We start from the raw sequence: 12,823 nt of genomic DNA, 5'->3' as shown, positions 1-12,823 counted from the left end.
CCTTTATTTCCGTTCGAATTTAGAAACTTCGGCCGCCTCCGCTAAAGGAGCGCCCTCCTCCAGTCGTTCCGCCGCCTCCGAAACCGCCACCACCGCCGCCTCCGTTGCTCTTCGGCACGCGGCGCCTTGAAACGGTTTTATTGCGAAAATGGTCTCGCTGGCTTCTGACTCTTGTATTCGTGCCGTCTACATACGTACGTGCAGTGGTCGTGACCCGGCCGCCTGCATTCATGACCATCGAACCGACAATTACAGCAGCTGCCAATAACGGAACCCCTGCTTGAAACCACAGTTTATGGATAATGCTTTCCGGATTGGCACCCGGACGGAACTCCATATAACGGCTGGCGGTCGTAACCGTTTCACGGAAAGCGCCGCCGTAATCCCCAGCGCCCATATAAGGCATGATGCGGTCCAGCACTTGCTGCACACGGTCGTTGTCGAGCTTAGTTTCAGCAGTGCCGAAGCCCGCAAGATAGACTTCACGGCTTCCCATATCAATCGTCAGGAGCACCGCATTTTCCTGATTGTTTTCCTCTGCCCAATCATCGAAAAAGTCGCCCATATACGATATAATCGACTGGCCATCTGTACTGTCCGTAGTCAAAAAGAGAAAATCTGCATCCTGTTTTTCGCTATGTTCCGCAGCGAGCGCTTCCAGTTCAACGATTTCGCGTTCCGTGAGAAGCCCTGCGATGTCGTAGATGTGCGGCTCCACAGCAAAAACAGCCGATCCCCCGGCAAACAGTGCCAAAACCAGCGCCCAAAACAGCAAAGCTGCTTTCCAATTAAAACGCTTCACCATAACACACCTCCCATTGCATAAGAGAGGCCTTTTAATACAATGAATCCTGACACGGCAATACCGGCAAACCACGCAACGACTTTGCCGGAACTGATCGGCGGCTTACCGACCACTTTTCCGGTTTGCCCATTCATCGCAAAGGTATGCTCCTTATTTTCAAAATCATAATAGACCATCCAGACCGGAAACAGTGTGTAATAGACTTTGCTTTTATGGGTCTGGATCTGCTTGTTCGTATAGCTGACTGTCGTATAGCCTGTAATGGTCGATTGAATATAAGAATCGATATAAGGGACAATTTTGGATTCTACCCGTGAGAAAAGGGCTTCATCGTCATAATCGTATTTTTCCGATAAAAAGCCTGCTAAATAAGGCATCTTAAAATCTTTCAGAGCTGAATAGTCATAAGGCTCAAGTTTATCCATTAACTCATCATCCATCTTTTCCGAAGCATCGGCCGGCACCTTCAAATAACTGAGGTCTATTCCGCGGTATACATCGTAGAAATCCGTTTCCGTATAAATCGTATCGCCTCTCGTATAGCTCCGGACCCGCGTGCCGATTGCAGCCACTTCTGCCGTTCCGTTAATATCATAGAGCCAAAAAGGAACATACATGCCAGTCATTTTTTTGATCCGGTCGCCGTTCATAAATCCTCGCGGCGTCAGCCGTCCATTTCGTGTCCACTTTTTAAACGCTTCCACCGCTTCTTCCTTGCTGATGGTGAACGGAATCACTTTTGCCGGTGCGAATTCACCGCTTAAGCGCTCTGCCAATACCACCGGCGCACCACAAAAACTGCAATGCGTCGCAGTCGTATTCGCTTCTGTGAGAATCACGGCGCCGCAGTTTTCGCAATGGTATTCCTTTGCCTCTTCGGCATCGAATTCGGGTACGATGTTTTCTTCCGGAAACGTTTCGATGTCGTCTTGGCGGCCGCAGTTCGGGCAGGACAGCTTGCCCGACTCGGCATCAAACGCCATATCCGACCCGCAGTTTGGGCATTTATATTGAGTGACCATTCCATGTCCCCCCTTTCGCGCTCCAGGAAATGGCCTTCAATAATTCCATCACTCGCTCTTATTCATTTCGTTTTTCAGTGCTGCCAATTCATCGTCCACATTAACGCCTGATTTCAGCGATTCAAGCTCGCTTTCCACATCGGCTTTGTTTTCATATTTTGCGGCAAGGTCTTTTATATCTGTTCCTGAACCTTTATTGAGTTCCTGCATCGCCATGGCCTCATCCAGTTCCTGATTGATTTTCTGTTCCATCTGATCGAATGCGGACAAGCGGTCTCCAGCGCTGCCCATTGATGAATTGAACTCGTTCATGCGTTTCTGCGTTTTCGCAACTGCCGCTTTTCCTTTCAGCTCTTGGCGGCGCGATTCAAGCTCGGCAATATCCGAGTCCAGCTTCTCGTGCATTTGGCGCATCTGCTGCGTATTCGCTGCTGCCAGTTCGACCGACGTCTGCATCGTTTTCTCACGTTCTGCGAGCTCCGCTTTGCGCTGCAGGAATTTGCGTGCATCGTCGTCATTTCCAGCTTCTACTGCTTTCTTCGCATAGCGCTGCATATCTTCTATTTCTTTTTGCAATTCCTCAAGCTCCCGGCGCTCCCGCTTTTCCGCTGCCATAATGGCGGCCGTCTCCGACTTCACTTTTCCAAGATCACTGTTCAGGTCGCGCAAATACTGATCGATCATTTTTTCCGGGTCTTCGGCTTTGTCCAATAGGGCATGAATATTGCTCGTCATAATATCTCTGAACCGTTTTAAAATTTCCATCATCATTTCTCCTTTACCAGTGGTTTTTTCTGCTTGGCAAGCAGTGTTCTTATACGCAAAGATTACCCTATAACTGCCGGCCTTAATCCTTTAAACAAAGAGAGCGCTGCCGACAACCTGTAGGTATCAGCAGCGCTCTCTTATTTTATTTTCCCACAATTTCATGAAGTGGGACAGCCTTGTTTTTTAAATTTTCTTTTTACTTCCTTCTGGGCTGCACTTCTTTTTGAATATCCTTCAGGAACGAAGCGCCCATTAAGATAATGACGATCGCAAAAGGCAAGGCAGCAATAATCAGCATATTCTGCAGCCCCTGGGTTCCCCCGAAATAGACGACGACTGCCGCAACTGCGGATTGAATCAATCCCCAGCTGATTTTGACGGAATTTGCCGGATTCAGCAATCCATTTGTACTGAGCATGCCGAGTACAAAGGTAGCGGAATCTGCTGAGGTGATAAAGAAAATCGCAATCACGAAAATCGTGATAAATGATAGCAAAGTCCCAAGCGGATATTCAGCCAGCACACCAAAAGTCGATGTTTCGAGAGAAAAGCTCGAAATCGCAGAAATTCCTTTCTGCTCCAAATTCAAGGCAGACACTCCGAATACGGAGAAGAAAATGAAGCAAACAAGCGCCGGCAATAATAAGACGCTAAACATGAATTCCTTGATCGTCCGCCCTTTTGAAATGCGGGCGATGAAAATGCCGACAAACGGCGCCCACGAAACCCACCAAGCCCAATAGAAAATGGTCCAGCCATTGATCCAAGTCCGATTTTCTTCATTGAGCGGCGCTAAGCGCAAACTCATTTTAAAGAAATCGGTGACGTAGCTGCCGAGCGTATGCGTGAACATATTGACAATGTACATGGTCGGGCCGACGATAAAGAGCAGGACAAGCAAAACCGCGGCTAAAACCATATTGATATTGCTTAAGTATTTGATGCCCCGTCCGATTCCGGACCAGGCTGACCAAATGAATAATGCGGTTGAAACGACCAGCACAATCAATTGGACGGTGAAATTATTCGGCGTGCCGAACAGGAATGACAAGCCTCCGGTAATCTGCGCTGAACCAAAGCCGAGCGTTGCCGCTACACCGACGATGGTCGCAAATACTGCTAAGATATCAATCGCTTTTCCCAGTGCCCCCTGCATCAATTTTTCGCCGAACAGCGGAGTTAAGGTCGCACTAATGAGCCCTGGCGTCCCCCGGTGAAATTTAAAATAGGCCAGAACAAGGCCAACAATGCCATAGACTGCCCATGCGTGGATGCCCCAATGGAAAAACGAATACTTCAAGGCATCCTGGATGGCTTCGTCAGAGCCCAGTTCTGCCGAAGGGCTGCTGATGAACGCATGGGAAATCGGTTCTGCGGTGGTCCAAAAAACCAGCCCCATTCCCATTCCTGCGCTAAAAAGCATGGCGAACCAAGAGCCTCGGCTGAATTCCGGGACATCGTCTTTCTTGCCGAGCTTGATATTGCCAAAACGCGAAAACATCATGTAAACACAAAATACTAAAATACCGACGACCAAGAGCAAGTAAAACCAGCCGAACTTGCTCGTAATTCCGGCTGTCACAGAAGCCGTGACAGCTTCAAGATTTTCGGGAGCAAATGCTCCCCATACAACGACAATAACTGAAATGATGACTGAGTAATAAAAGACCTGTGTTGCTTTTTTCATGCTTCACCTCTCATTAGAATTGATTCGATTTAATATAACCGTATATTTTTACAATGGTAACATACTAAACAGAACCTTGCTTTTGTGCTGAGAAAAGAACGCCCGTAAAGTTCCGCGCTACTTTACAGGCGTTCTTTTCCATCTTTCTCTTACCTTATTCACTGCTTGCCGCCGCTTAAAACATTTTCTAAGCTTTTCTCATCTCCATTACCGCAAAATAATTTGCTTCATAATCTGCAAAGTTGAACACACGGCCCTCCGGCATTTCGACAATGTCACCGACTGTGACCTCGTTCTCCGATAATTTCTGATGAAACTGGTCCAGCTTTTCCGTAAAGAACATCAATGAAGGCGTGCCCAGATCCAAACCGGGAGATAAGCGGGCCACTGTATTCCGGTCATGGATGACTAAGGTGGTTCCAGCTCCACTTTCAGGTGCGATTTCAATCCAACGCATCTCGCCATTGCTTTCATCTGCCATCACTTGAAAGCCTGCATTTTCTGTCCAGAACCGTACGGCTTCATCCTGATTGTTGACATACAGCATGACTTGCCCTAATTTTGCGATCATCTTAATCCCTCCTTGAATTTATCTTCTTCCCTTATAATTCGAAGAGCCGCATCGTTTTCCTCCCCATCTGCTGTAAAATTCGACAAAAAATAAATGCCGCATCCAAAGAAAACTTTTTCTTTGGATGCGGCATTTCCTATCACTATTCTATTCCATTCACTGTCAGCTTTTAATCTCTATGGGAATCCGTTGACGGATCATCTGCTACTTTTTTCGAATATTCTTTTGCTGCTTCTTTTTCGTCTTGGCCTTTAAGATCGTCATAATTCACGGCGTCGTTTTCACCGTCGAAAACTTCTTTCGTTTTTTTGATCACTTGGTCAATCGCAGAGTCAGGGGCGCCATTGTGCTGTTCCGGTGTACGGCCCGCTGTGCCTTTTCTCGTCATTGCAATCCCTCCTGTAGATGCGTTATTCTATTCTTTACCCGATTGCAGGAAAACTAACCCTAAAGCCGAGAGCCGCTGGCGGAACGAATGCCGGCTACTTAATTGGCTCTAAACTCTTCCAAAGTTGGGTAAGAGGTTTGGGTGCCGCGTCTTTGGACAGCTTGTGCAGCGTAGCGATTCGCTTGTTGAAGCGCGTCTTCAACCGGGCTGCCTTTCGTCACAAAATGGGCAAAGCAGCCGATGAACGAGTCTCCGGCACCGGTCGTATCCACCGCTTTGACTTTCTCAGCTTCGATAAAAACTTCTTTCTCTGCATTCATCCATAATACCCCTTTGTCGCCCATTGTAACGATTAAATTTTGTACACCTTTATGTACTAAAGAAACTGACGCTGATTTGATTTCATCCACTGTTTTCACCGGCATGCCGGTAAGAATGCCAAGTTCTGATTCATTCGGTGCGAAATACGTGCATTTCTTTACATAGGCGATATCGAGTTCGGGATTCGCGGGTGCGGGATTCAAGAGAACCGGAATTCCAAGTTCTTCGCCCATCTGAATGGCATGGTAGACCGTCTCCAAAGGGATTTCCAATTGAAGCACGATCAGCTTCGCTTGCTTGATCCGGCTCCGGTGGTTCTCAAGCGTTTCCGGAACCAATTCACTGTTGGCGCCTTGAATGATGATGATGCGATTTTTCGCATTCGGGTCGACGAAAATCGGTGCAGCACCGCTCGTTTTCGTGCCCACTTCAACTCCTTCAATTCGTACACCATTGGCCTTGAAATTTTCAATCGTGTTTTGTCCAAACAGATCGTTTCCCACTTTTGTCACCATCAATATATCGGAACCTAGCCGGCTGGCAGCCACTGCCTGGTTTGCTCCTTTTCCGCCGCAGCCCATTTCAAACTCCGGCGCTTCAAGCGTTTCGCCTTCTTCCGGCATCCGCTCCAAATACGTGATGAGGTCGACCATATTCGACCCGATAACTGCAATATCCATTAACATTTCTCCAATCATTCATGTATTGTAAGCAAGGTCCATTTGATTTGTTTATCGGTGTCCTTTCCCTGACTCTACCCTTTTTGCCAGTAAACTATCCGTTTCTTCACCATTCCCTTTCGGTCAAACTAAAAAAGCTGGCTTCCCATGACAAGGAAATCCAGCTTTTTCATTTGGCGGTTCTAAGTGGTTTGCCAAAGGATTTATAAGAGATTCCCCCTACAGCAAGGACCATGGCAAAAACCAGGAAATGGGATTGGATGCTTGAACCCAATATCAATAAGAGCAGGGTAGAGATTCCGAATACAACGGCAAAGCAGCGCTTCAGCCACCGGAAATGATACTTGAAGCCAATTGCCGTTGCCACACCGCTGATTAAAAATAAAGACCAAGCGATCAGAAAGTTTCCAGTTTCAAGGTTAAGGACCACATAGCTTGCTGCAAATGCAATCGCTGTCAACACTACATCTTTATGCTGTTTGTATAACCGGATCAGCAAGATAACGATGAACAAACTGCAAATCGCTTTGGCCGTATACTGCCCGAAAAAAACGTAGCCGATATTGAGCAATGTGGCAATTGTCACAAAGATCAATCCGGCACCGCCCGGCTTCACACGTTTCCAGGCTTCCAAAAACAAGGCGAACCAGAGAACAATCAATAGCCCGAAAATCCATTCTCTTCCAAACCATTGTTGGGAAACTTCACTTAATGCATAACCGCCTATTACGGCAACTGCGTACATGATGAATGCTTTCATGTTCCGTCCACTCTTCTTTCCGGATTTCCATTATGAAAACGAACTTTACGGTGCCTTCCATTCTACTTAATTATACCTTGATTCCTGTCTTTTCATATGCCAATCATTTGCCGTCGCCGCTATTATTTTGTCCACTTCTGAACGCTTGGGCTTGAAAATCGGCAGAAAGGGTAGAAGTCTTTATAACACGCAAACGGAAGGTGAATGAATATGGGAGAGGCATTATTATGGGGAGGCATTGCGGGAGCAGCCAACTTACTTGGCGCAATTATCGTACTGCTCGTTTCACTTCCGCAGCGGCTGATCGCTTATATCATGGCGCTCGGCACCGGCGCCTTAATCGGCGCAGTTGCTTATGAACTGTTAGGGGAGGCAATGGAAATCAGCGGATTGACCCAGATTGCACTTGGCTTCCTTGGCGGAGCGGCCATTTTCACGGTCTTTGATATTCTCATTAACAAACAAGGTGCTCGGCACCGCAAACGCTCTGGACATAGCGATGAAAAACCGGAAGGCTCAAGTTCAGGGGTGGCCATTTTCGTCGGAACCATTATGGATGCCATTCCCGAGACGGCCATGATCGGCCTTGCACTAGCGAGCGGCAATGGCGTCAGCGTGGCTTTAATCGCGGCGATTTTCATCAGCAATTTGCCAGAAGGGATCTCGAGCACATCCGGTTTAAAGAAGAGCGGATTCAGCACGACGAGAGTCTTGTCGATGTGGGGGTTTGTCCTGGTCGCTTCAGCGCTCAGCTCTCTCGCAGGATATTCACTGCTTGACTTGATGACGGAAGACGCACAAGCCATCCTTTCTTCATTCGCAGCAGGCGCGATTATTGCTATGATCTGCTCGACGATGATGCCGGAAGCTTACGAAAAAGCAGGTCCGATTGTCGGTTTCATTACGGCATGCGGAATCTTCATCACATTATTGCTCCAATAACATTTATCCGTTCTTACACATTATCGAGAAACTAATGGGATAAGTGCATCTGCTTCTGGAAACCACACTGCGGCGCTATGGACAGGATTCCCACAATAAGCCGAGAAAACCACTCGTCTTATTGCTCCACCCTGTCCGGAACCGCGCCGGTGTTGGAGTGCTCCCCAACACATGGAGCAAAAAATGGAGACACCTGGGGGACCAAGCGAAGCGGTTATGCGGAACATCGAATTTCTAAACGAAACTTTTTCCATTTCCATCTTTTTCTACATACTGAAAAGAACGGATCCCTATGCAAAGGATCCGTTCTTTATTTTATTCTTCTTCATTTAAATCCGTCTGGTAATTGTAATCAGCCGAGTCGATCGGCGTGAATCCTTCAGGCGTGTAGAATCTCAGTAAATCGCCATTGACGATTTCGTCAGACAGCTGCAATTTCATGTTGCCTTGGTTTTGAAGTTCTTCTGCCTGTGCCTGCTTGCTTTCATCAAGCGGCAAGCCGGTTTTCGGATCATAGAATACTTCACCGATCGAGTAGATTTCAGGACTTGCGTAATCGCCGTTTCGGAATGTCACCAATTCTTTATGCTCGTCCGATAATAAGTCAGTGCCGAAATGCAAGTAATCTTGTGTTTCAATTCCAAGCAAATGCATCAACGTCGGAAGCAAGTCGATTTGGCCGCCGAATGTGTGATTGATTCCACCTTCCATTCCTGGAACATGGATAAAGAGCGGCACCCGCTGCAAGTTCGTATTTTCTACAGGCGTGATTTCTTTTCCAAGCACCTGCTCCATTGCTTTGTTGTGATTGTCAGAAATTCCGTAATGGTCGCCGTACATGACGATCATAGTGTTGTCCGCCAAACCTGATTCTTCGAGGTCTGTGAAGAATTGTTTAATCGCTTCATCCGCGTAGCGGGCAGTCTGGAAGTAATTATCCACACTCTTGTCGCCTGTTGTCCCTTTGCCGATCGTCGTCAATTCCTGGTCAATATCATAAGGGAAATGATGCGCGACCGTGATGAACTTCGTATAGAACGGCTCAGGCAAAGTTTTTAGAATGTCCATGGATTGGTCGAAGAACGGCTTGTCCATTACGCCATATTCGGCCATGTCCCCTTCTTCCAGGTTCGTATAAGACTCGATATCAAAGAAATTATCGAATCCGAATGATTTGTAGATTTCTGAACGGTTCCAGAAGGTTGCGTTGTTGCCGTGGAAAACGGCCGATTCATAGCCTTTGTCTTTCAAGATGGCCGGTGCTGCCTGATAAGTGTTCTGGCCTTTTGTAATATAAGCTGAACCTTTCGGCAAACCGAACAATGAATTCTCTAGCATGAATTCCGCATCCGACGTTTTCCCTTGTGCTGTTTGATGGAAGAAGTTATCGAAGTAAAGTGTGTTCTTCTCTTCTATCATTGAATTCAGGAAGGGCGTCACTTCTTCGCCGTTCAATTCATAATTCATCAAGAAAGACTGGAAAGATTCCAAATGCAGGTAAACCACATTCATGCCTTCCGCTGCACCAAAGTATTCTTCATTTGGTGATGCATAATTGGATTTCGTATAATTCAAGATTTCGGTTACATCGTCGCTGTCAGCCATAACGCGCTGCGAAGACGATTTCAAACTTTCCACTGTGTCATACAGAGCGTAGTTGTACATTCCCAAATATTTCACGATATAGCTTCTGTCAAAACCGCGCGTCAACAATTGCGGACGGTCCCCTTCTGCCATTGCCAAGTTCAAGAATGAAATGGCTAATGCAGCGGTGATCATCGGAAGCACCACTTTGGTTCTGAAATTGGTTTTGTCTTTCTTGAAGCGTTTTGAAAAGATGAGCACCGCCAAGAAAATGACATCCACAAAGAACAAAACGTCCCATGGCTGGATAAGCGTCATGACACTGCCGCCCAAATCGCCGAAGTTCTGCGTTTGAAAGAGCGTCGGAAGCGTGATGAAGTCACTGAAGAACCGGTAGTAAACCGCATTCGCGTACAGCAAGATTGTCATCAGCGTATAAATGAGCAATAGCGAAAAGTACTTCCGCGTCCCTTTGAAAAAGAACGATAAGCTCAATAGCAATAAAGCGGAGCCAAGCGGATTGATCAACAGCAGGAATTCCTGCAAGAATCCATCGACATCCAATTTAAATTGCGTTTTTTGAGAAATATACGTTTTCAGCCAAAGCATAACCACAGCCAGTAAATAGAAAGGGATAAACTTATTGAACATTTCTCGATCGATTTTTTTAAATTTATTCATATTGCACCTTCTCATTGTTGAGGATTATTGGAATGGAACTGAACCACCAAAATTAAAATGTCTCTTGTAGTTTTACAAAGAATGACATATTCTATTCTACTAAACTTTGGGGAAGAATGACAGTTTAAAGATTGTTCTCACAATACCTTATCTAGCCACTAATTAGTAAGACGAAACAACTTCAGCAAAAGTTTCAAAAATAGCGGGATTCCCGTCCTTGCATAACAAAATCCGCTCTGCTTCCTGCAAGAGCGGATTTCGCCTTAATTACTTAACTGGAGGTGGTTTTGGAACCGTTGGATCTTCGATGAGGCGATGCGTCCCGTCCTTCAAATTAAATTGAAGCGCATCAAATTCCACCCGCTCCGGCTCGATGGCCGGCCCACTAATATGGCCGAAAGGATAAAAAGTCAGTGTCGATGCATTCGGGTCCAATCCTCGGAGCGATGCGGTCCATTCAAAATCTTCCGCGGTCAGGGCATCTCCCGGAGTACTTCCGCCATTATATGGCATTTCATAGACATTTCCTAAATTGTCCTTGGCGATAAGTTCGGCTTCAACAAAATTGCCCGCTTCTACAATTGCCGGATCCACTAATTGCTGGTAAGCGATATTGACAGCAATGTCCGTTATGGACAATTCCTGCAGGTGGACAGTCACTCCATCCGATGATACTTTTTCATCCAGGGTAATCGGTTTTTGCTCTAACTGCTTCACCGCAAATTCGAATTTCCAATCTCCGGCAATCGCTTTTTCTTCTGTGAAAAGAACTTGCGGCTCCCATACGACATTTACAACTTCAGCATCTTCATCGAGATGGGTGATTTCTGCAATCCCTGCAATAACTCCATCAATCACTTCCGACTGCATCCCGCCAGTCGGTCCGTCAGCTTCGAGCAGCTCCGGAAAACTGGATAAATAAGCCGAGTTGTCCAATGGCGCTTCAGAAGCGACTTGATACGTAAAGGTCAATTTTGTGCCGTCATAAATCGCTTCATCAATGCTAATGGTGATGCCATTGCTCGTTTGAATGAGACCGACATCTTCACTAAATTGGTCAAATGCCGCAACACCGTGTTTATTTTCTGCGAATATCGAGAAGACATTTCCGATCACAGGCAACTGAGCCATGTAATTGGCAAGTGCCGGAGCGGCTGACAATGTGGCTGCCGAAATACCGGCTACAAGAACGACCGTTGCCACCGCTGGCATCCAGCGATTCCGGCGTCTCACCTTAACCGGAGCGGCTGCTGTTTCCCAAAATGATTCTTCGATGATTGCATCCAGACGCGCTTCTGGAACTTCGATTTGCTCTAAAGCTTGTTTAATTGAATTCTCTTTGCCATTCATCTGCATACACTCCCTTCAAATCTCTTTTCAGCATCGCGAGTCCCCGGTGAATCAGGGTTTTCACTGTACCTTCCGGACATTCCATAAAATCAGCAATCTGCTTCACGGTGAAATCCTGATAAAAGCGAAGCATTAAAACCGTTTTGTATTTTTCCGGCAATAAGCCAAGCGCCTTTTCCATATCCAATTGCTGAGCAATATCCATGGAATCGGATGGGGCTTTTCTCTCTTCCAATTCATCCAGGACAATCAGTTTTTTATTTTTCTTTAATAGCGCCAATGCTTTATTGATGCAAATGCGTGTCAGCCATGTCGAAAAATAAGCCGTTTCTTTCACTTGGTGCACCGACTCAATTGCCTGAAGAACGGTTTGCTGGAAAATGTCGATGGCATCTTCTTCATTTCGCACATATGTAAATGCCATGCGGTACAATTTTTCTTTTTCATCTTTCAATAAATGCTGGAGTGCCAGCCGGTCGCCTTTTATTGCCGCTGCAACCATTTCCTCATCGTGCTGCATCCACCTCATCCTCTCTTTATTCATTAGAGTCCGCAGCTCTTTAAAACGTTTCAATCTTTTTCAATTTCCAGTAAAACTTTACCATTCTTTAGCTGGTTTGCGTATTGCTTGATCAAAGTGCTTACTATCAGAGGCTTTCCTATTTAGGAATATAGAGGAAATTCTTTCGCGTTAGCGAAACTATATCTTATAGAAGAAAAAGAGCATTTGGGGGAGAGAAAATGACCAGCACTAAAAATATCGTGGCTTATATTCTGCAAGGCGTCGGCTTGCTCATTATTGTGATCAATCTATTCCGGGCCATAAATTCCGTTGAATGGCTTGGTGGGCAAGCCGCTTTTGAAATTTTCCTGCAAGGGGCCATTTACGGATCGCTGCTTCTCGGTTTTGGAGAAGTCATCCGCTTAATGCAAGGATTGTTCAATCAGCGCGAACCCAAAATCGATGGTGAAGTACCTGTCGCATCTAGGGGACACCGGGCATTATGGCAAGCGGACGAAACAGTCGTCAGTGAATCCGCCAAACAAAAAATTACCGATTTCTATGCCAAGCAACAATTGGAATTCGACCGGCTCGAAGCGACGCCTTACGAAGGCTATGTAATTGTCTATCGCGGCGAAGGTCGCGAAATTATCGATTTAAATGGCTTCAAACCGGAAATCTTATCCGATCAAGAAACAAAAAATCATCCCGATTTGAAAAACTTATAACGCCAAAAGTAAAGCAATGTTAAAAGCCTTCGCT

The 12,823-nt window shown here is 46.2% G+C and carries 13 protein-coding genes; 2 read left to right on the top strand and 11 right to left on the bottom strand.

Features of this window, described 5'->3' with window-relative positions; all coding sequences use genetic code 11:
* Nucleotides 1-19: 19 nt before the first annotated feature.
* The 8 genes from MTR82_RS16100 to MTR82_RS16065 all read right to left on the bottom strand — a co-directional run bounded on the left by MTR82_RS16100 (nt 20) and on the right by MTR82_RS16065 (nt 7,002).
* Complete coding sequence (locus MTR82_RS16100) at nt 20-805, bottom strand: TPM domain-containing protein (RefSeq protein ID WP_246809874.1); 786 nt, start codon at nt 803-805, stop codon at nt 20-22.
* On the bottom strand, nt 799-1,827 hold the full coding sequence (locus MTR82_RS16095) for a TFIIB-type zinc ribbon-containing protein (RefSeq protein ID WP_246809873.1): 1,029 nt from the start codon (nt 1,825-1,827) through the stop codon (nt 799-801). Before MTR82_RS16095 ends, MTR82_RS16100 begins: the two co-directional genes overlap by 7 nt.
* Nucleotides 1,828-1,875: 48 nt before the next feature.
* Nucleotides 1,876-2,592, bottom strand: coding sequence for a PspA/IM30 family protein (locus MTR82_RS16090; protein ID WP_246809872.1), 717 nt, complete (start codon nt 2,590-2,592; stop codon nt 1,876-1,878).
* A gap of 199 nt (nt 2,593-2,791) precedes the next feature.
* Nucleotides 2,792-4,282: a BCCT family transporter gene (locus tag MTR82_RS16085; protein ID WP_052652665.1), complete on the bottom strand. Its 1,491-nt coding sequence runs from the start codon at nt 4,280-4,282 to the stop codon at nt 2,792-2,794.
* A gap of 187 nt (nt 4,283-4,469) precedes the next feature.
* Nucleotides 4,470-4,853, bottom strand: a complete 384-nt coding sequence (locus tag MTR82_RS16080) for a VOC family protein (protein ID WP_052652667.1) — start codon at nt 4,851-4,853, stop codon at nt 4,470-4,472.
* A gap of 169 nt (nt 4,854-5,022) precedes the next feature.
* The gene (locus tag MTR82_RS16075) at nt 5,023-5,241 is read right to left on the bottom strand and encodes a hypothetical protein (protein WP_246809871.1); all 219 of its coding nucleotides are present in this window, start codon (nt 5,239-5,241) and stop codon (nt 5,023-5,025) included.
* A gap of 98 nt (nt 5,242-5,339) precedes the next feature.
* Nucleotides 5,340-6,242: a ribokinase gene (rbsK, locus tag MTR82_RS16070; RefSeq protein ID WP_246809870.1), complete on the bottom strand. Its 903-nt coding sequence runs from the start codon at nt 6,240-6,242 to the stop codon at nt 5,340-5,342.
* Nucleotides 6,243-6,411: 169 nt separating this feature from the next.
* A complete protein-coding gene (locus MTR82_RS16065) occupies nt 6,412-7,002 on the bottom strand; it encodes a hypothetical protein (RefSeq protein WP_246809869.1) in 591 nt (196 codons plus the stop codon).
* A gap of 210 nt (nt 7,003-7,212) precedes the next feature.
* Here MTR82_RS16065 and MTR82_RS16060 point away from each other — a divergent pair, with 210 nt between their 5' ends.
* Complete coding sequence (locus tag MTR82_RS16060; RefSeq protein ID WP_052652674.1) at nt 7,213-7,944, top strand: ZIP family metal transporter; 732 nt, start codon at nt 7,213-7,215, stop codon at nt 7,942-7,944.
* A 315-nt stretch (nt 7,945-8,259) separates the two neighbouring features.
* Here the strand turns inward: MTR82_RS16060 and ltaS are convergent, their stop codons facing one another.
* From ltaS to MTR82_RS16045, 3 genes are all read right to left on the bottom strand, one after another.
* Entirely contained in the window at nt 8,260-10,209 is a 1,950-nt protein-coding gene (gene ltaS, locus MTR82_RS16055; protein WP_052652676.1) for a lipoteichoic acid synthase, read from the bottom strand.
* Nucleotides 10,210-10,476: 267 nt separating this feature from the next.
* On the bottom strand, nt 10,477-11,559 hold the full coding sequence (locus tag MTR82_RS16050; protein ID WP_246809868.1) for a DUF4179 domain-containing protein: 1,083 nt from the start codon (nt 11,557-11,559) through the stop codon (nt 10,477-10,479).
* Nucleotides 11,534-12,079 (bottom strand): sigma-70 family RNA polymerase sigma factor, encoded by a 546-nt coding sequence (locus MTR82_RS16045; protein ID WP_246809867.1) that lies wholly within the window; start codon nt 12,077-12,079, stop codon nt 11,534-11,536. Before MTR82_RS16045 ends, MTR82_RS16050 begins: the two co-directional genes overlap by 26 nt.
* Before the next feature lie 221 nt (nt 12,080-12,300).
* On the opposite strand from MTR82_RS16045, the gene MTR82_RS16040 reads away from it, so the two are divergent.
* Entirely contained in the window at nt 12,301-12,789 is a 489-nt protein-coding gene (locus MTR82_RS16040) for a hypothetical protein (RefSeq protein ID WP_246809866.1), read from the top strand.
* Nucleotides 12,790-12,823: the final 34 nt, after the last annotated feature.

It is taken from the genome of Planococcus ruber, assembly GCF_022819085.1.
Classification (GTDB): Bacteria; Bacillota; Bacilli; order Bacillales_A; family Planococcaceae; genus Planococcus; species Planococcus ruber.
The sequence above is the reverse complement of the archived record's forward strand: the minus strand, read 5'-3'. Positions and strand labels throughout refer to the sequence as shown.